We start from the raw sequence: 20,922 nt of genomic DNA on the forward strand, positions 1-20,922 counted from the left end.
ATTGAATGACTCCTCTCTAATATCATATATTAAATATATTTTCAAGATCTTCACTCGAGAGGTTTGCCGTTTCAAAATCAGATGGAGTGAATTCAACCTGTCTTCTCTGGCAACAATGTTGAATCAAATCTCTCAATTGATTCATATACTCTGTGAAAAATTGGGATATTGTTTCTTGTTTAAATTTATTTTTGCTGTACGTAATCGACAAATTCAACTTTTTATCTACTGTATACGCAACGATATCTAACAAACAATCCATCTCATTTTTATCGCTGTTATCTTGACCGGAATTTTCATACGCAAACTCAAAAATCCCATTGGAAAATGTAGCATTAAAATCACCTAAATAGTTAAAACGAACATGCTTTCGAGATTCGCAACTTAATTCCTTCGAAATATACTTTAAAACTCCATAATTTAGACCTTTATTCGGAACGCCACGCAATTGCTCTTTTAATTGTTTAATTTGTTGTGATATATCTGTATCCTCAAACTGTAACCGAATTGGAAATAGACTCGTAAACCATCCAATAGTTCTCGATACATCGATTTCATCATTTAATTCTTCACGCCCATGCCCTTCAATTTCAATAATCACATCATTTGTTTTAATATACTTAGCCATTACCAATGATAGCGCTATAAGCATTAGCTCATTACCTTTTGTTCGATAAGCTTCATTTGCTTTTTGTAACAGCTGCATAGTTTCTTCTTCTGTTAACTTCTTAATCATTTTCTCGCAAAATTCCATACGATCCAATCCTAAATCAAAATCATTAAATGATTTCTCTTCATATTGATATACATGCTCCCAGTATCGCTTTTCTGATTCTGAAATTTGTTTACTCATTCTCTTCAACTCAATTGCCCAATCCTGTACCGAATTATCTTTTGGCGGCAAAGACGTTTTCTCCTTATTTTCTATCTGTTTATATAATTGATTTATATCTTCAAAAATAATTCGCCACGATATACCATCAACAGCTAAATGATGAGCTGTCATCAATATTCTTTTACCGAAATTACCTAAATCAAATATACAAACTTTAAGAAGAATTTCATTTTCAATATTAAAACTTGATTTCAACATTTCTCCAATACTAGCAATACGAACATTTTGTTCTGATTCCGATAATTCAGATAAATCGAACGATTCTATTTTTATCTTTTTATTGTAATTATTTTGATTATAAAATAATTCCTTCGTTTCCATCCGATAATTCAAGCGAAAAGCGTCGTGATGACAAACTAATAAGCTAAATGCCGATTCAAGTATCCCAACCTCAATGTCATCCTTTACTTTGACTAACACCGACTGTGTATAATGGTTTATATTGTTCAAATCTTTCGAAAAAAACCATGCGATAGATGGTATCGTTTCAATACTACCAACACATTGTTGATTACTCTTCTGCTCTTTTGTGCTATTCATTTCTAAATATAAAACCATATCTTCAATAACCGGATTAGCCAAAATATCCTTTGTTTTTATTTTAATCCCTTTCTCACGTATCTTAGAAGAAATTTGAATTGCTTTTATGGAATCCCCGCCTAGATGATAGAAGTTGTCTCTTATACTTACTTTTTCAACATTTAATACTTCACGTATAATACCTACTAAATCACTTTCTATCTCGCCCTCAGTTTTTTTCTCTATTTTAATTTCAGGTTTCGGCAAAGCCTCTCTATCCAGCTTTCCGTTAAACGTCAACGGTATTTCTTTCAATACAATAAAATACGAAGGAATCATATAAACTGGTAAGATTTCTTGTAAGAATCTAAATAGTTCGGATGTCTTCACCTTAACATTCTCAATATAGTAGGCACAAAGATAGCGATTTCCATCATAATCCTCTTGATCAATCACTACTACTTCCTTAATGCTCGGATGTTTTTGCAAGTTTATTTCGATTTCTTTTAGTTCTATACGGAACCCACGAACTTTTACTTGATCATCTTTCCTTCCCAAATACTCGATTTTATCTCCTTCAATAAATCTAGCTAAATCACCCGATTTATACATCTTCTCTTTTGCCGAATATGGATTTACAATAAATCTCTCTCGTGTCAAATCCTGATTGTTAAAATATCCTCTTGCAACACCCTCCCCAGAGATATAAATTTCTCCAATCCCCCCCATTGGTACTGGGCGAAGATCGGAGTCCAGCACATATATCTTCATATTTTGTGCAGGTACACCAATAGGAACAGATATCCCTTTATCTTTTTCAATATCGAATTGATGAATCATACATCCTACAACTGTTTCTGTGGGCCCATATTCATTATATATTTTTGTTTCTCTACCTAATTTTTTCTGTATGCTTACGGCAAGGTTTACTGTTAAGTTTTCTCCACCAACAATAATTTTTTTAATTGAACACTCATTTATTTCTAAATCTTTCAATAAATTAAGATGAGATGGAGTTAATTTAATAATACTTGCTTTTTTTTCTTTAAATATCTTATATAATACATATTCGTTTTCATCAGCAGGATAAATAATAATCTGATTACCACTAATTAATGGGGTAAATATAGTTGTAACAGTAAGATCAAAAGCAAGAGATGAATACAATGGGAAAACTTCATTTTCACTTGCACCTACATATACTTGCTTTGCCCAAGAAATATAATTAACCAATCCTTTCTGTTCAATCATTGTACCTTTAGGGTTTCCCGTAGAACCCGATGTATATATGATATAAGCGAGGTCAGTCGGCTCACTTCTATTTTTAATATTAGAAGTATCTCCCATATAAATATGAGCTGAATTTATATGGATAACCTCAATCGCATACAAAGAGAGATCCCATTGATGCGAAATATCAAAATTAGTGAAAAGAATATTGATATCTGAATCTTGCAGCATATAATTGACCCGTTCAGATGGATATTGTGGATCAATAGGTAAATATACCGCTCCCGCTTTTAAAATCCCTAAAATTCCAATAATCGTTTCTAGAGAATGCGTAGTTGATATTCCTATCACTGTACCTTTTGTTACATTTTTCTTTAATATATATCTCGCTAATTGATTAGATCTATCATTCAATTCACGATACGTAAGTTCCTTATCTTCCAAGCAAATTGCAACTTTATCTGGTGTCCTTTCTACTTGTTCTTCAAAAAGCTGATAGATTGTCTTGTTCTTTGGATACCCCCTATTCGTTGCGTTAAATTCATATATCAATTTATTCCACATATCTTCTGGTAAAATTTCTAATTCCATCAACTTTTTATTAGGTGATTCCAACATCTGATTCAGTAAATGACTGATTCCAAGATACATTTGTTCAATTTGCTTTTCTGTATACATATGATCCTTATAATCTATATCTAGATTAAATCCTCCTAATCTAGACCATTCTCGAATAATCAATTGAATTGAATAAATCTGATTCCTATTGTAAAATTCTTCATTTTCTATTGGTGTACCATTAATTTCAGTAGGAAGTTTTGTATTGTAATAGTTAATACATGTATCAAATAAATCACCATATCCCTTTTTCTTTAATTCCAAATCTTTCACCAATACATCATATGGATATTTTTGATGATAATAACAGCGAACCAATTCACGATTAATGCCTTTTATAAAATCTAAGACTGTCATTTCACTATCAACAGTATGACGAAATGGCATAGTACTTGTTAACATTCCCACAATATTTTTTTCATTTTTCCCCGCTCGATTAAGTACAGGCATTCCAATAATTAAATCATCCTGCCCATTTACTTTATTTAAGTAAATATAATATAGGGCAACAAAGAATGCGTACACAGAAACATTTATGCCAGTAGCAAATTGTTTAATTTCATCCGATTGGTTATTTGTTAAAGAATATGTTTTTCTATTTGCCTTTGCACAATCTACTTCGTTCTTCCGCTTCACAGTTGGGAGCTTACTAAACTTCTCATTCCAAAATTTTTTATCCTTCATAAATCTTTTTGAAGTTAAATACGATTCTTCCTTCTCAAGGCAATACATATAGGTACTATTAAGCTGATCTGTTATTTTTTCACCTTTCAAAAATTGAGTGTATGCATTACAAACCTGTTCAGTTAAAAGATTCATAGACCAACCATCAGAAATTATATGATGGACCTTAACGAAATATCCCCCTTCTTTAGTATCTCGTAATTTGAACAAAGCAAAATCAAATAAGTCTTGCTCATTGATATCGAAAGGTTTTGCAGCTTCCTGCTGAACCCAGGCATCTAAATCCTTCTGACTATTAAAAATAGTATATCGTACTTGATATTTATGATATTCCTCCACATATTGATGAACCTTCTCATCCGATTCTACAAATCGATGCCTGATTCCATCATTTTGTTTTATAAAATAATTAATTGCTTTCTCAAGGCAAACAAAATCCACTTCTCCTTGTATCTTTACTGTTCCCCCAATATTATGCAATGGCTGATGAGGATTAATTTTCTCCATATACCAAATCCTTTGTTGAGGATGAGTTAGTGAAAAATATTCTCTATACTTCAAATTATCACCACTTTATATTTAATATTTTTTGAAATAATTCACTTTTTGACCATATCTAATCATTTTTTTAGTCATTTCATCCGTAATATTATTCCATACAAAACCCGTTTTTCTTAACAGCATATTCGTTTTATCCCCCGTTATATGAAATAATGTTTGTTCGACATCATTAAATGTTTTCAATTCATCTCCTATACAATGCAGCTGTAAATTATATATATCAGATGCATGTTGATTAGCTTGTTTTTCATCAAAGATATAATCTATAAATTTTTCAATTGAGGTTTCTTTTACGTCTATGTCTAATCCATACGTTGTTAAAAGAGCTGATAAGCTTACATAGTTAGGATTGAAAATGTGATGAGTCTCATTCATTAATTCTTTTTTATTGAACAACTTAATAATTGCCTGACTAACATCATCCACACATGCAAAGTCTATATCTCTTTCCATTTCTGGAACCAATCCAATTCTTATATATGATTTCATCATTGAGTATAATGCATTCTGCTCTATGTTTTCTTGAAACCTTCCTGTTTTAGAATCAAAACCGATGTTTCCCACTCGAAAAACATTTACATTTATCCCCTTATCCCTCGTTTCCAGTACAATCTTTTCAGCTTCTAACTTTGTCTTTGGATAAGGATTTTCAATAATTTGCCCTAAATCATTATCATACTCTGTATACAATACGTCTTCTTTATTCTTTACCACACCAGAAGCTACAGCCAATGTAGAAATATGATTCACATCTTTCTTTACTCCCTTAACAGAAAAATCAATTACATTTCTCGTGGCTAGAACGTTTGCTTCATAGGATTTTTCATATTTCCCATAATGACTAACACTACCTGCTGAATGTATAATACATTGGATTGTTTCACTCAAATATTGATAGTTCGGCAGATCTAAACCCATATATTTTTTTGTCAGGTCGCCACTATATACAAAAATTCTTTTCTTATACTTATCATAAAAAGATGTCCCAAAATAAGAGCAAACTTTTTCTTTAATGCGATTTTCTGCTTTTATACAATTGTCACTTCTTATAATTAAATGTACATTGCAATCTAATTCAGTTAATAAATCATGTAATAAGTAAACGCCCAAATATCCCGTGCTTCCTGTCAATAGAACTTCCTTATAGCCGACTTGGCAAGAAAGGTTGATTCCGTAATACTTTTTGTTTCTATCATCATATAAACTTCGTATCGCTATGTCTCCTCTTATCTTCTCCTCCATCAACCGATGCCTTTCTCCTCTAGCAATCAGATAAGTTGCTAATGCATCTGGAATAGTCTTCTCCTTTTTATATGTCATATGTTGCGCTAAATCAGAGACTCTAGGGTATTCAAATAAATGATTAATAGAAATATCAAAATCCTTCTGCAAACTCGAAACAACATTGATAGCCGTTAGTGAGCTACCTCCTAATTCAAAGAAATCATCATGGATACTAACTTGTTTTACTCCCGTAACTCTTTTATATGATTCTATAATTTTCCGCTGTTTATCATCTTTCGGAATAATATTCCCCTTTAGCTCTTCTACATAGTCGCTTTGCGATAAAGGGGACCTCTCTTCCATTTCAATATCCTTAGAGAGGCTAAAGAACTGTCGTTCAAAAGGATACGTAGGGAGCGGAACACGATATCTTCTTTCTTGCGAAAAATACTTGGACCACTCGATCTTCACGCCATGAATATGCAACTTACCAATACTTTGAAGTAAGTACTTGTCATCACAAGTTTTTTCTTTCGGATGCCTTACAGTATTTACAATCGGGCAACTAGATTCTCCTTGAGTATGTTGTCTAACAAAACTGCTTAATGTTCTACCTGGTCCAACCTCTACAAAAACATTTTCCCTATCCGATAGTAGATGCTTAATTCCCTCAGAAAATTTCACTACATGTCGCAGATGATTCACCCAATAATCTGCACTTTTTGCTTGTTCTTCCGTAATCCATCCTCCTGTAAAATTGGATATAAACGGTATTTTAATGTCATGGAAATTAATTTCTTTTAACTTCTTTCCATAGATATCTAAAATTGAGTCCATCATGGATGAATGAAAGGCATGGGAAGTTGCAAGTTTTTTAAACTGAAAACCTTTCCTAATCAATTCCCCCTCAAAAGTATAGATTGCCTCATCAGAACCTGAAATTACGCATGATATTGGACTATTCACAGCGGCAATAGATACATCTTGATTCATTAGTGGTAAAATTTCATTTTCCGAAGCCATTACACTTATCATGCTTCCTTTAGGTAATTGCTGCATTAAGGTCGCCCGCTCATACACCAACTGTAGCGCTTGCTTTAATGAAAACACACCCGCCAAACAAGCAGCCACATATTCCCCTATACTATGTCCAATCATGCCGTCCGGATAGATGCCCCATTCCATTAGTGTTTTTGCTAATGAGTATTCAAAAATAAATATTGCAGGCTGAGTATTAGATGTCTGATTTATATCATCTCTCATTCTAGCGTCTAGGTCCTTTGGGTATAAGACTTCCTTCCAATCAATCCCACTAATCTCTTCTAAAATCTCGCAACAAAGATTCACTTCATCTCGAAATCTCTTCTCTTCTTTATATAAATCCAATCCCATATTTACATATTGCGCCCCCTGCCCGGGAAACATGAAAATTATTTGCTTGCTACCGCCATCACAAATATTAGTTTGAACCTTAGCAGAATTTTGATTAAAAAGTTCTTGCTTCGCTTCCTCTATATCCGAAACCACTAATGCTCTTCGATATTTTAAATTTTTCCTTCCATTTAAAAGTGTATAAGCTACATCAGCCAAATTTACATTATTGTTATGATTTAAATATTCAGCCAACCTTTTAGTTTGCTCTTCAAGAGATTTTTTCGTTTGTGCAGAGAAAGAAAGTAATTGATATCTCCTGCTCTGTTCCGAAGCTTCTCTTTTGGGAGGCTCCTCAAGTACAACATGGGCATTTGTTCCCCCCATACCAAATGAACTTACTCCCGCTCTTAAAGGAAACTGTGGGTTCTTCCATCCCACCAATGTATCCTGTACATAAAATGGACTATTACCAAAATCAATTTTTTCATTTGCTTTCTCGTAATTAATACTTGGTGGAATCATGCGATGCTCTAAAGCAAGTACAGTTTTTATCAAACCTGCTATACCTGCAGCGTTATCAAGATGTCCAATATTCCCTTTAACCGATCCAATACCACAAAAGTTATTCTTCTCTGTATTAAACGCCAACTTCAAAGCTTCAACCTCAATTGGGTCACCTAGCATTGTTCCCGTACCATGAGCCTCTACATATGATATACTTTCAGATTCTACCTCGGCCATGTGATGAGCTGCTCTAATAACAGCAGCTTGTCCCTCTACACTTGGCGCATTAAAACTAACCTTATCAGCGCCATCATTATTTATTGCGGATCCTTTCACAACAGCATGGATGAAATCTCCATCGACAATCGCATCCTCCATACGCTTCAAAACAACAATTCCCGCTCCATTTCCATTGACCGTTCCTCTAGCATTAGCATCAAAAGGTCTACAGTGTCCATCTGGTGAAAGAATCATACCATCCTTGTATAAATATCCTCTTTTCTCAGGTAATGTAAGTGAAACTCCTCCAGCCAAAGCAATGTCACAATCTCCACTTAATAGCGCTTGACATGCCAAGTGCACAGCAACCAACGAAGATGAACATGCAGTTTGAACTGTATAACTAGGGCCTCTCAAATTTAATTTATGTGATAATCTGGTACCGAAAAATTGAGAACCATTTAAAAATTCCGCTTCTTTGACAAAGTCTTTCGCTCCATGATATACCGTTTCTAACCAATATAAGTTTGTTGCTGCTCCAATATAAGTACCAATTAAACCATTAAAGGTATCCGGAAAGTAAGCACTACTCTCTAATGCCTCCCAAGCACACTCGTGCAAAATTTTCAGCTGTGGATCCATTACCTCTAATTCCCTAGGTGAGTAATTAAATAATTTATTGTCGAACCATTCTGTTCCTGTAATAGCCCCACCAGCCTTTATATAATTGGGATTCTGGATTGTTTCTAGATCAATTCCTCCTTTCTGTAACTCCTTATCTGTAAAGAAAGTTACCGATTCTACGCCATTCCTCAAATTTTCCCAGAATTCATTTATAGTATCTCCACCAGGAAATCTGCAAGACATTCCAATAATAGCAATCTCTATACCATTTCTTATCGGTTCCTGTGCACTATCCTTCATTCGAATCCCTCTTTCTTTGACGTCTCTGTTTCAACCTATTTTTCGATTCCTTTATTACCTGAACTCTATTTGAGTTCATTTCTTCCTGTACCCTGCTCTCAGCAGTCATCTTTAATTGCTGGGATAGAGAATAAATTGTAGGATATCTAAATAGCATCATCACAGTTATGTCAATGTTCAAATCATTTTTCAACCGTTCATTTACTTGAATAATATTCAGTGAATTCCCACCAAGTTCGAAGAAATGATCATAAATACCGACCTGATTTACCCCAAGTACCTGTTTCCAGATTTCCGCTATCATTTTTTCTAGATTCGTTCCAGGTGCCATATAAGTAGTACCTAACGATATATAATTCTCATCATCCCTTTCTTGCAAGGCTCTTACGTCGACTTTGTCGTTATTCGTTAAAGGCATACTCTCTAATTGCACAAAATGTGACGGAATCATATATTCAGGTAACTTATTCCTCAAATAATTCCTTAATTCTGTACTGGTAACCTCTTGGTTTGCAATTAGATACGCACACAAATAGCTTTCATTACTTTGATTTTGTTTTGCAACAACAATTGCATTCTCAATAGATTTATGATTTAAAATATGGTTTTTTATTTCATCTGGCTCTACTCGGACTCCCTTAACCTTTACCTGATGGTCAATCCTTCCAATATACTCGATGTCTCCATTAGGAAGCCACCTTGTAAGGTCTCCCGTTTTATACATTTTCTCACCTGGAATAAATGGATCCGATATAAATTTTTCATCTGTCAAATCTGACTTATTGATATATCCCCTTCCTACACCTGCTCCAGCGATATACAACTCCCCAGTCACACCAATAGGTACAGGATAATAATCTTGATTTAAAATATATGCCCTATAGTTACTTAGAGGTTTACCTATTGGTATGCTCGAACTCTCTTCATTTTCATGACAAATATAGTATGTTGAAAAAATTGTCGTCTCGGTTGGACCATACAGATTAATAATCATCTCAGCATTAACAGTACTCTTTAATTGATTATAAAGACTCTTTGTAAAGACCTCACCGGCTACAAGAACATATTTAAGCGAGTGACTTGTAACAATATTATCTATTAAAACTTTCAAATGGGTAGGTACAGCACCCAAGGCATTAATTTTGTTTCTCTCAATAAAGTTCCACATATTTCTTGGCTCAACGATTAGCTCTTCCTCAGGAATATATAACCTCCCCCCAGAGAGAATCGGGAGAAGAATTTGTTGAACAGAAACATCGAATGTGATTTTCGCTAGTAATAAATGATTCATTTCTTGATTAAATTTTAATTTTCGAATGAGTCCTATCAACTGATTCACAATATTTTTGTGTTCGACCATAACCCCTTTAGGGTTACCAGTTGTTCCAGAGGTATAAATTACATATGCCAAATCTTCGGGCTGGTTTATGCTTTCAAGATGACAACCATCTTCTTTACAGTTTATTTCATCATCCAACCTAATTACTTCCTGTTCAAAAGTAAATCGTTCCTTCATATTATTTCTGGCCAGAACCAACTGACAATCACTGTCTCTCAAAAAATATTTTATCCTGCTTATTGGAAGAGTGGGATCAATCGGCAAAAATGCCCCTCCTGCTTTTAGCACACCGAGAACTCCTATGACCATTTCTAAGGAAGGCTCTGCAATAAGTCCAACAATACTATTTCTTTGCACTCCCTTTTTTCTTAAGGTGCGGGCCAGTTGATTTGCCCTTGCATCCAGTTCAGAGTACGTTAGTGTCATCTCTTTATATACGATGGCATTTTCTGATGGATTTTCTTTCACTTTCTGCTCAAATATCTCATGCACCGTCATTTGATACGAATATTCATCCGTCGTATTATTAAATTCATAAAGAATAGTTTTCATCTCTGCTTCAGACATCATCTGAATATCTTGTAATGGTATATCCATCTTTTTGGTAATCTCATCAAGTAGATAAATAAAATGTTCTGCTAATCTTTGCACTGTATCCTTCTTAAATATATCCTTACGATACCTCCACTTAAAATGCATATCTTCATTAATTTCTAATACATGAATGAACATATCAAATTGAGTCATACTACTTTCAAAGGGGAATTTATGGAAAGTTAAATCCCCTGTATCCTTAAAGAAACACTCATCATTATCCAAAGAAAACATAATATCAAATATTGGATTTCTCCCTGTATTTCGATAAACATCAACTTCATTTACTAACAATTCAAACGGATATTCTTCATAATCAATGGCTTTTATTGTATTATCCTTAACTTCATCCAGAAAATTCAGAAATGTTTTTTCGCGACACGGGAAATTCCTTATTACTACCGTATTCACAAACATACCAATAATCCGTTCCAAACCTGGACGAGATCGGCCAGCTGTAGGGGTTCCAATCGTAATATCTTCTTTACCCGTATATTTTAAAAACAATACATTTAAAGCAGCAAGTAGCACCGTATATAGGGTTGTCCCATTCTCCTTCGCTATCTTTTTCAAACGCTTTGTCAAATCATATCCTGCCATAATTGATACATAATCACTATCATAAAGTTGCACCGGGTGTCGTGGATAATCTGTATTTAACTCTAGCAATGGGGGTTCCTCTTTAAATATATTTAGCCAATACTTTTCTTTACTCTTAAAATCATCAGACTGAAAAAACTCTCCCTGCCATACTGCGTAGTCTCTATATTGTAATTTAACCGGAGGCAAGTCTTTGTTTAAATAACTATCATAAAATTCCTCCATAATTATGTCCATCGATATACCATCAAAGACAATATGGTGAGCATCAGTTAACAGTAAATGCTTATTTTTTCTGATTTTAATAACTTTGACTTTAAATAGAGGCGGTTGTTCCAGATTAAAAGGTGTAGTAAACCCATGTACATACTCCATTAATTCTTCTTCCGATGCTTCAACGATATCAACAATAACCTTTAATGTAGGATGTACATACTGCACCACTTGTCCATTGATGAATGAAAACGATGTACGTAAAGATTCATGACGATCAACAAGATGTTGGAAAGCTCTCACCAACATATCATATTCGAGATCACCCTCTATGATTGTCCCAGATGGTAAATTATAAGCTACTGAATCACGATTAAGTTGCCACATAATAAATAGCCTTTTTTGCTGTGATGAAACAGGGTAGTATTCTCTTGCTTCAACAGGTAATATAATTGAACTTTTATGTTGTTCCCCATCCAGTATTAGAGTTGTAAATTCTTTTATAGTTGGATTTTTAAACATTTCACTTAATTGTATATTCACGTCAAATTCTTGGTTAACTTTCAATATAATCGAAGCAGCATTTAAAGAATGCCCACCTAACTCAAAAAAATTATCATACACTCCTATCTTTTGAATATTAAGAACATCTCTCCATATATGGGCAACCTTTTTTTCCAATTCACCTTCTGGTGCAACATAGTCGAAGTCTGATACTGGATCCAAGTTGGACACCGGCAATGCTTTACGATCAATTTTCCCATTTTGATTGAGTGGCATTTTTTTCAGTTGAGTGAAGTAGGTTGGCACCATGAAATTCGGCAAACTTTTAATAAGGAAATTTCTTAATTCTGAGTTTGTTATATTCACATTGGCAACAAAATAAGCACTTAATACTTTCGTACCGAAAGTATCTTCGATTGCAACAACAACAACCTCATCTACATCTGGATGCTTCATAAGACAAGTCTCTATCTCCCCAACTTCTACCCGAAACCCCCTTATTTTCGTAAGATTATCTTTTCTTCCAATAAATTCAATATTCCCATCAGGCATCCACCTTGCCATATCTCCTGTTTTATAAACTTTTTTTGGAGTGATTTTCGGAAACTCTACAAATTTTTCTCTCGTTAAATCTGGAGCATTATAATACCCACGTGCCAATCCAATCCCAGCAATACACAGTTCTCCCGTTATACCAATAGGTACAAGATTCATCTCTTGATCAACAATGTATATTTCGACATTATTAAGAGGCTTTCCGATTGGAATCACCTTTAATTGTTCTATCTCTTGATTACTAATTCTATAGAAAGAGGCTAAATCCGTGCATTCCGTGGGACCATACGTATTTATAATTTCGCCCTTGAAATTTATTGATTTAACTAAAGGTTTGAGTTTTTTACAATTTATCGATTCACCACCTAAAAAAATACGCTTCAACGTGATTAACCTACTAAAATTAGTTCTCTCATTATAATCAACCAATGGATAAAAACCACTTGGGGTACAATTAACGCTCGTAATTTTATGAACATTTATATAATCAGACATTTTATTGTAATCATACATACCCGACTCAAAAAGGTGCAATCGCCCGCCTTTTATCAATGGAGCAAATAAATTTTTATGCGCTGTATCGAAACTAATTGGGGCAATTAATAATACATTATCGGTTGGATTCATATCAAATTCATTGGTATACCAGTTGAGCAAATTCATAAATGAATTTCTTTTCACCATAACTCCTTTAGGGTCACCAGTGCTTCCAGATGTATAAAGAACATACATTAAGCTCTCTAATGGGATTTTCAATTCTAAATTCCCACTCATTTCTATAGGTGTACCGTCTCCCAAAGTTGTATCTATATCAACAAATCTAGTGTTTTCATTTATAAAATTAAATTCATTATTGCTGCACTTCAAAATGATATCTACATTAGAATTACTTAAAAGATAATTAATTCGTTCATTTGGATAGTTTGGATCAATAGGTAAATATGCAGCTCCTGCCTTTAAAACACCTAATATACCAATTGGAAGTTCAAGCGATCTATCTAACATAATTCCTATTACAGAATCTTGTTCAACTCCTAATTCAACTAATTTATGTGCTATATGATTTGCTTTTATATTTAATTCCTCGTAAGTTAAATTTTGATTTTGGTAAAAGACTGCTAGCTCATGTGGACTTTGAGCTACTTGAAATTCAAATAAGTCAACAACAGATTTATCCTGAGGAAAACTTGATATTGTGTTGTTAAACTCATTTAGAATACGATTTCTCTCATTGGATAAAATGTCGATTTCAGAGAGCCTTATACTCGGATTAGCTACTACAGCTTTTAACAAATGAGTCAGTTGATCTATAACTCTTCCAATTAAGTCTCCTTCACTTTCTTTACAAGTGATACAACACTCTATTTTATTTCCATACCATTTAAAATTAAAGACGGTATCTGCATTTGTATAATGATTAGAACTATTATGTTGAATATTTTCAAACTGTATGACTGTACGAGGATTCAGTTTATTAGAACTTGTATTCTCATCTCCTAAAAGTTTTGCTAATCGCTTATGCGATACTTTCTGATTTTTATTTGCCTCTGTAATGTTTTGTTGTACTTTTAATAGAAGCTCTTTAAATGTCATATTACTATGGACATTACTTCGTATAATCAAAAGATGATCATAATATGCTGTACCAGATTTTGATTGAATTACTGGCGTTCCAATAGAAACATCTTTACTATCCGTGTATATTGAGAGTAAATATTTCACACTAGCAATCAAAATGATAAACATTCCATATTCAGAATGATTACTTATTTCACTAATTTTATGTGATATGTTTTCTGACAATCTATATGTAAATAATTTTTCTTCCTGATTTTTTACACCAACTTTTTTATTAAAATTTACAAAACTACTCATTTCTAAATCCGTTGATAGTTGATCCAACCAAAACTTCTCCTCTTTAGTTAACAAATCTGTATTATAAACATCATTGCTCATAATAATCTCCTCTCCCAACCAATGTTGAATTAATAAGATTTATAATATCAATGTAATTTTCATTAATAAAAAAGTGATCTCCTGGATAGCCATAAACAACCGTATCTCTCGAAGTAAACTCACACCATTTTTTCATGTATTCCTCAGTAACATCATCCACCTTACCGTACATTGCAGTAATACACGTATTTAACTTATACAATTCATTACTGAATTTGTATTCTTCTATCAATTTAAAATCAGATCTTAAAATTGGGATAAATATATCCATTAACTGTTGATTATTAAGAATCTCTTTTGGAGTACCATTTAAATTTAATATCACATCTTTAAATTCTTTTTCTGGTAAGTTAGACACTTTTTGTTCTCTAATAAAATTGGGAGGCTTTACACCTGATAGAAAAATATGCACAGGAGCATTGAGATTTCTACTTTCTATTTCCTTACAAAGTTCATAAGCGATAAGTCCTCCCATACTGTGACCAAAAAACGCGTAATCACAATTACCTACAACTCCATATATATATTCTAATATATCACTAACAGCATGATTCATATCATCATAACAATCTTCTTGAAATCTTATACCCCTTCCTGCGTATTGAATTGGTTTTAATTCAATACTAGGATGTAAATAATTTTTCCACTTACTATATATCGAGCCAGATCCACCAGCATAAGGGAAACAAAAAAGCATCGTATTATTCATATGCTCTCCTTTCCTATAAATCAAAATTATTTACTAAATTTTAAAAGGCTCTATAGAACTTAATTAGCCACCTAACATCTCCCAATTTCTTTATTAATCTAGCTCCCATTTATATTTTAGGGTGCAATCAGGAATTATCTTTGGTAAACCATTAAATTTCCATACAGCCTATGCTAGCACAACACGTATAATTATCTATTTCCTTTTCACTTTATTCCAAAATGGTATCCGTCCTTGTATATCATCTATTACAGAAGAAAATCCTGGTGCAGTGGAAAAAAAGAACCCTGTACAATGATGCGCTTTTTGATATTCTTCATCCTTCATTAAAATAAGATGGGCCTTCTTTATGTTAAAGTGTGGAACAGCCGGGAACAGATGATGTACCAAATGGTATGAGTTTCTATGAGGATGTATGAGAAAGCGCTCAAACCAATTCCCAAAAGAATTTCTTGATGCAAATATCTCATTTTCTGATTCTAGTCCTGCATGTTCGGCCATTTCAGCCCAATATTTTAGCATTTGAAAAGTTGTTAAAAACGGAACTACCCAAAATAAAATCAACTCTTTCCAGAAACCGAAAACAATTGAACAAATAATGATAGCGCCCCAATATAGAGTCCTGATTATTTGATCAAATCTAGGTTCCTCTTTTGCATATGCTGTTACTTTGATCATTCCAATCAAATAATTTGGCACATGTACTAAGAACAAAGGCTTTAAGCAATGCTGAATAAAAAATTTCAGTTTATTTTTAGTCGGTTTATCTAATCCAACAATTTGATACCTTTGCTTATCAGGGTCTATCTCACTCCATAAATACCTGTGGTGATTCATGTGACTCTTACAATATGCTTTATAAGAAATCATTATCGGATAAGCAGCAAATAAACACGCAACCCACTTATTTAATTTACGATTTTTAAAAAGCATACGATGACTTGACTCATGCATCATAATATCAAGGCCACGCATACGGCTACCAATGATAACAATACTAATCAAATACATCCACATAGTTGGGATAAAATAATTCAAGGCAATTACTAAGGACACAATACCCCAATCTAATCCTATGGCAAAAAAATTATACCAATTGTTGGTTTTTTGTAATTCGCGAATTTCCAAGTTGATTTCTTTCGAAAAACGATGCTTCTCTAACTCTTTCTTTTGACTTTCCCCTAAATCGGTAGTTCCTCTAATCATGTTATTAACTCCTTTATATAGAAATTAATGCTTTTGATTTATATCAGGAATCCTTAACAAACACCCTTAGACTCTCAAAATTTTATACTCTAATTGATTATTTAAAGCGAACAATCCAACAGTTTTTATAAGCATATTAACTCTTAGTTAAATATTCATATCCTTTTTTATTTTGTAGGTATCAAAAAAACATCCATGAATCTCAAAAACTAAATCCTTTTTTCAGTAATTAATTTATCAATCCCAATTTTAATAGGAACTACGTTTTGTTCTATATTAGACATAATATGGAATTGCATCTTAGACTTGGCATTTACAGATGAATGAACTCTCACACCTGGATCAAATCCAAATACAAAATATTTGAGAATCTCATCATTTTCCATTGAAATCCAAACACCATATCCATAGTGTAAACTGTTATTTTTCACATAAGGAGTTAACAACTGATTAGTGTACTCTTCATTTAGGAGTTTCCCATTAAATAATCCGTTCCAAAATTCTCCTAAATCTAAAACTGTTGTAAAAGCCCCTCCATCTGGACCACCAACTATAGGAACTGAATAGATATTAGTTCTCCAAGTGTTATCATCTTCATTATCTATATATCCAAGTGCAGTTCGTTCCGGCAGTTGATCCATCCGGAAATACCCTGAATCTGACATACCGCAAACCTTAAATATATTCTCTTTTACATATTCTGCAAACTTCATCCCTGTCAATTTCTCTACAATCAACCCAAGTAAAATATAACCTGCATTACTATAAGAAAATTTACTTCCAGGATTAAACTTCATATGAAAATTTTGAAACATAGGTAGAAAATCTGCAGGAGATTTAATAGAATACATTGGGGTATCCTTCCATAAATCTTCAAAATCATCCATCTCTTCTTCATCAAAATAATCTGGTATGCCCGAAGTATGAGTTAATAAATGATGAATTGTAATATTTTCATAAAAATGTGGGAATGAGTCTTCTAAACACTCTTTCAAGCAGGTATCAAAAGTTAAAACACCTTTTTCAACTAATTGACATATTGCCACTGCAGTGAAAATTTTACACCCAGAAGCCATACCAAACCGAGTCCGTGATGTATTAAGAATTTGTTCACTTCTATTCGCATATCCAAATCCATCTTCAAAGATCTTTTTTTTATTTTGAATTAAAATTGCACCTGAGAATGGTAATTTTCCATCATAATTCATTATGAATTCTTTTATTTCTCCAGAAATTATCACTTACCCAATCCCCTTTTAATTTTCTAATTTTTCTAACTATTAAACAGGGTTAATTGTAACTTTATTTAATTTTCAAAGCAATCTAAAATACATACCAAAACTTGAGAAACTTTTTTAATAATTGAATTGACTTCAAAAAAAAAAAACACACATAAGTTTGTTCATTTTTTTCAAACTAGCTATACAATAACACTTAATATAATTCACATTATTTCTCAATAAATTTTATATAGCTCTCTATAATTTGATGGTAGTTGATAAATAATAAAATTAATTATACATTTAAATTCTCTTGAGACTATTATTTATATTGTTAGTGAGGTCATTATGAAAAAAATTGATAGTTATTTAGAAATTATTGCAGTTAAATTAGAAATTTTACTAACCTACAAAGACATAGAGCTGAAACTCACAGAATTACCTAGAAATGAAAGGGAACGAATTTTAAGATTTCATAAATTAGAAGATCAACAAAGAACATTATTAGCTCATCTATGCATCAGAAAACGTTTAGAAAAATTTTTACTCATACCTGCAGATACTATCTCTATAAACAGAGATCGAGCAGGCCGCCCTTTTTTAAATAAATATCATGGTTGGAAGGGGGATTTTAATTTATCTCATTCTGAAGAATGGATTATATGTGGACTTGCTTCAACTGGAAGAATTGGTGTAGACATTGAAAAAATTCAACCTATAGATCTTTCCATAACCGAACTATGCTTTACTCAAGAAGAAATTGACTATTTTCAGCATATTCCTCACGATCAAAAGTTATCGTTTTTCTTTGATATTTGGACTTTAAAAGAATCATTTGTTAAAGCGATTGGAAAAGGACTTCTATATCCATTAGATAGTTTTGGCTTCAATATGGACGATTGGTCCCAAAATAAAATAACATTACGGAACACTAATTCCGCTTTTAGTCAATTTTATTTCTGCCTAAATCGGTTAGAGCAAAATTACACTATCGCGGTTTGTTATACAGATTGGGAACAGATAAACAATTTGTCTATAAAGATACTAGATTGTTCTGAGTTCCTATAATTATTTTACGTTTTTTCTAGAGCAATGATACATCCAGTGTTTGAAATAACTGAAAACACAGAAAAATAACCACTTATAATAATCACTTTAATTATTATAAGCTCCATCTTTTTTAAGTTCATATTTTATTACGTTTTATCTTCTGTATCCAAAATTATTTTAAGCTTCAATCATCGTATAACAATTTAAAAATTAACTATATTGGAGGTTTATTAGAATGAGTATTGTAAAGTCATATTGCTCAAGTGAGTATAGTACGTTAAAAAAAGTTATACTATGCGAACCACTATATATGAATATTTCTAGCGGTATAAACAAGACCCAAAAATATTTTATCAATTTAGGCTTTAATGTAAATCTAGCGAGAGAACAATACTCAAAATTTATTGATATACTTAAAGAAAATAGAATACACACTTTAATGCTACCACCTGAAGTACGCTTTCCCGAACAAGTTTTCACGAGGGATGTCGGTTTTACTATAGGGGAAACTGTTTTCATTTCTAACATGAAAAATGAAGTTCGTAAAGGTGAAGAGCAAATTTTCAAAAATATATTGTTAGAAAAAGATATTACTTATATAGATTGTATTAATAGTCATATAGAAGGTGGCGACGTCATTATCGATCAAGATATTATATATATTGGCGTAAGCAACCGAACGTTATTTAAATCTGTAAAAAAACTTCAACAGTTGCTCACACACTATAAAATAATTCCTGTTCCTTTTTCAAAAGATTTTTTACATTTAGATTGTGTTTTTAATATCATTTCACAAGAAGAAGCTTTAATATATCCACATGCATTTAGTAATAGTACACTAAAAATGTTATCAGATCGTTATAATTTAATAGAAGTATCTAAAAAAGAGCAATTTACTTTAGCAACCAATGTATTATCTTTAGGCAATGAAAAGATTATTAGTTTACCCAGTAATACTAAAACAAATAAAGAGCTGAGACTTAGAGGTTATGAGGTTATTGAAATTGACTTTGAAGAAATTATAAAATCTGGCGGATCTTTTCGCTGCTGTACTCTTCCTCTGCAAAGAGAATGATAAAAGAACTAGAAATTAAATGCTCTCATTTTAAAGCGTAGCCTACTGTTACTGGCTTTCTCTACTAATCTGAATTCTTTTTTTATTATATAACTATAATATAAACTGCCATGATTATGTATTCTATATATAAAAGGGTTATAGGATTAAATTCTATAACCTTTTTTTACTTAACCTATTTTCTTACTCACTCTTGCTGCTGGTTGCAATTGATTTTTCACTCTTAAAATACTAATACCCTCCCCAATAAATTCACCGATAATCGCGAGGAAAATCCAGCCTAACCCTATTACCTGCATCGGAAGGAATTTCGTGAACAGATGGCTTACTGCTTCAATGTTAACTCCAGCTGCACTTAATCTATTACATAAACTGATGATAAATGTATATTTTCACAACAGTTAGCGTTTCTTCAACGTTTCATGTTCAGTAGGATTCGATGTCACAACATACGCATGAGCAGAGGTACTTTTTAATACTCCTATAATGAAAACGCACTCTATTAACAAACATGCCTCTAACCTTCTTATTACTTTCACACTTCACTTATTTTTTCGTCACTACACTTTTCTTACATATACTTCCTAAACTATATTCCTATCCTAAGAATTTAACCTCATTAAATATAAGGAACTCTATAGCCTGATGTTCCATCTAAAGAAAGTACACAAATTAAAAGGTGTTACACAATTACGCAACACCCTTTTTCAATAATAAAATCCCTCTACTTCTCTTCCGGATAATCACAATACTCAATGATTGTTCCTTCTGTATCCGCTGGGTTAAGATAAATTAATCTTCTGCCGTGTTTATTAATTCGAAGTGTATGCTCTAACGTTCGAATACCTTGTTCTTTTAAATCTTCTAAAGCTACATCTAAATCATCTACTCGATATGCAACATGATGTACACCTTTACCTTTTTGTTTAATGAATCTGGCAATTGGCGACGTCGTATTATTCGTCGGTGCAAGTAATTCAATTCTATCTCCATCCACTTCAAGAATGGCTACTTCACTTTCTACACCTGGTGTCTCACTTACGTAACGATCTATTAATTCTCCTGATAGAACCTGTTCATAAAAACGTATCGTACTATCTATATCACGAACTGCGATTCCGATATGATCAATTGTTTTTTTCATTTTAT

Annotated in this window: 9 protein-coding genes and 2 pseudogenes; 2 read left to right on the plus strand and 9 right to left on the minus strand. The window is 32.7% G+C overall.

Translation table 11 applies throughout. The features are described from left to right. Positions 1-22: 22 nt before the first annotated feature. The 6 genes from IBT51_RS01165 to IBT51_RS01190 form a co-directional block, all read right to left on the minus strand. Positions 23-4,507, minus strand: a complete 4,485-nt coding sequence (locus tag IBT51_RS01165; RefSeq protein ID WP_088025306.1) for a non-ribosomal peptide synthetase — start codon at positions 4,505-4,507, stop codon at positions 23-25. A gap of 18 nt (positions 4,508-4,525) precedes the next feature. Continuing rightward, entirely contained in the window at positions 4,526-8,752 is a 4,227-nt protein-coding gene (locus IBT51_RS01170) for a type I polyketide synthase (RefSeq protein ID WP_074562337.1), read from the minus strand. Then, positions 8,742-14,513, minus strand: a complete 5,772-nt coding sequence (locus IBT51_RS01175) for a non-ribosomal peptide synthetase (RefSeq protein WP_200457921.1) — start codon at positions 14,511-14,513, stop codon at positions 8,742-8,744. The genes IBT51_RS01170 and IBT51_RS01175 overlap by 11 nt, the downstream gene beginning before the upstream one ends. Next, positions 14,503-15,222, minus strand: coding sequence for a thioesterase II family protein (locus IBT51_RS01180; protein WP_074569218.1), 720 nt, complete (start codon positions 15,220-15,222; stop codon positions 14,503-14,505). The genes IBT51_RS01175 and IBT51_RS01180 overlap by 11 nt, the downstream gene beginning before the upstream one ends. A 195-nt stretch (positions 15,223-15,417) precedes the next feature. Further along, positions 15,418-16,428: a fatty acid desaturase family protein gene (locus IBT51_RS01185; RefSeq protein ID WP_088025310.1), complete on the minus strand. Its 1,011-nt coding sequence runs from the start codon at positions 16,426-16,428 to the stop codon at positions 15,418-15,420. Positions 16,429-16,637: 209 nt separating this feature from the next. Beyond that, a complete protein-coding gene (locus IBT51_RS01190) occupies positions 16,638-17,669 on the minus strand; it encodes a serine hydrolase domain-containing protein (RefSeq protein WP_088025312.1) in 1,032 nt (343 codons plus the stop codon). Positions 17,670-17,996: 327 nt separating this feature from the next. On the opposite strand from IBT51_RS01190, the gene IBT51_RS01195 reads away from it, so the two are divergent. Both IBT51_RS01195 and IBT51_RS01200 read left to right on the plus strand, forming a co-directional pair. Continuing rightward, positions 17,997-18,716, plus strand: coding sequence for a 4'-phosphopantetheinyl transferase family protein (locus tag IBT51_RS01195; protein WP_088025313.1), 720 nt, complete (start codon positions 17,997-17,999; stop codon positions 18,714-18,716). Positions 18,717-18,933: 217 nt separating this feature from the next. Beyond that, positions 18,934-19,773: a dimethylarginine dimethylaminohydrolase family protein gene (locus tag IBT51_RS01200; protein ID WP_088025315.1), complete on the plus strand. Its 840-nt coding sequence runs from the start codon at positions 18,934-18,936 to the stop codon at positions 19,771-19,773. Positions 19,774-19,943: 170 nt separating this feature from the next. Here IBT51_RS01200 and IBT51_RS01205 read toward each other — a convergent pair. The 3 genes and pseudogenes from IBT51_RS01205 to IBT51_RS01210 all read right to left on the minus strand — a co-directional run. Next, a pseudogene (locus tag IBT51_RS01205) lies at positions 19,944-20,159 on the minus strand (branched-chain amino acid transport system II carrier protein); the annotation flags it as partial. Between the two features lie 21 nt (positions 20,160-20,180). Beyond that, positions 20,181-20,312 (minus strand): annotated as a pseudogene (locus tag IBT51_RS27360) (copper resistance CopC family protein); the annotation flags it as partial. A 185-nt stretch (positions 20,313-20,497) separates the two neighbouring features. Further along, entirely contained in the window at positions 20,498-20,917 is a 420-nt protein-coding gene (locus IBT51_RS01210) for a VOC family protein (protein WP_074569468.1), read from the minus strand. Positions 20,918-20,922 lie beyond the last annotated feature (5 nt).

It is taken from the genome of Bacillus sp. S71 (assembly GCF_016625265.1).
In the GTDB taxonomy this organism is placed as follows: domain Bacteria; phylum Bacillota; class Bacilli; order Bacillales; family Bacillaceae_G; genus Bacillus_A; species Bacillus_A cereus.

Excerpts from the sequence above, each read along its gene's own strand:
- IBT51_RS01170 (WP_074562337.1), bottom strand. The coding sequence starts at position 8,752 with ATGAAGGATAGTGCACAGGAACCGATAAGAAATGGTATAGAGATTGCT.
- IBT51_RS01175 (WP_200457921.1), bottom strand. The coding sequence starts at position 14,513 with ATGAGCAATGATGTTTATAATACAGATTTGTTAACTAAAGAGGAGAAG.
- IBT51_RS01180 (WP_074569218.1), bottom strand. The coding sequence starts at position 15,222 with ATGAATAATACGATGCTTTTTTGTTTCCCTTATGCTGGTGGATCTGGC.
- IBT51_RS01185 (WP_088025310.1), bottom strand. The coding sequence starts at position 16,428 with ATGATTAGAGGAACTACCGATTTAGGGGAAAGTCAAAAGAAAGAGTTA.
- IBT51_RS01195 (WP_088025313.1), top strand. The coding sequence starts at position 17,997 with ATGAAAAAAATTGATAGTTATTTAGAAATTATTGCAGTTAAATTAGAA.
- IBT51_RS01200 (WP_088025315.1), top strand. The coding sequence starts at position 18,934 with ATGAGTATTGTAAAGTCATATTGCTCAAGTGAGTATAGTACGTTAAAA.
- IBT51_RS01210 (WP_074569468.1), bottom strand. The coding sequence starts at position 20,917 with ATGAAAAAAACAATTGATCATATCGGAATCGCAGTTCGTGATATAGAT.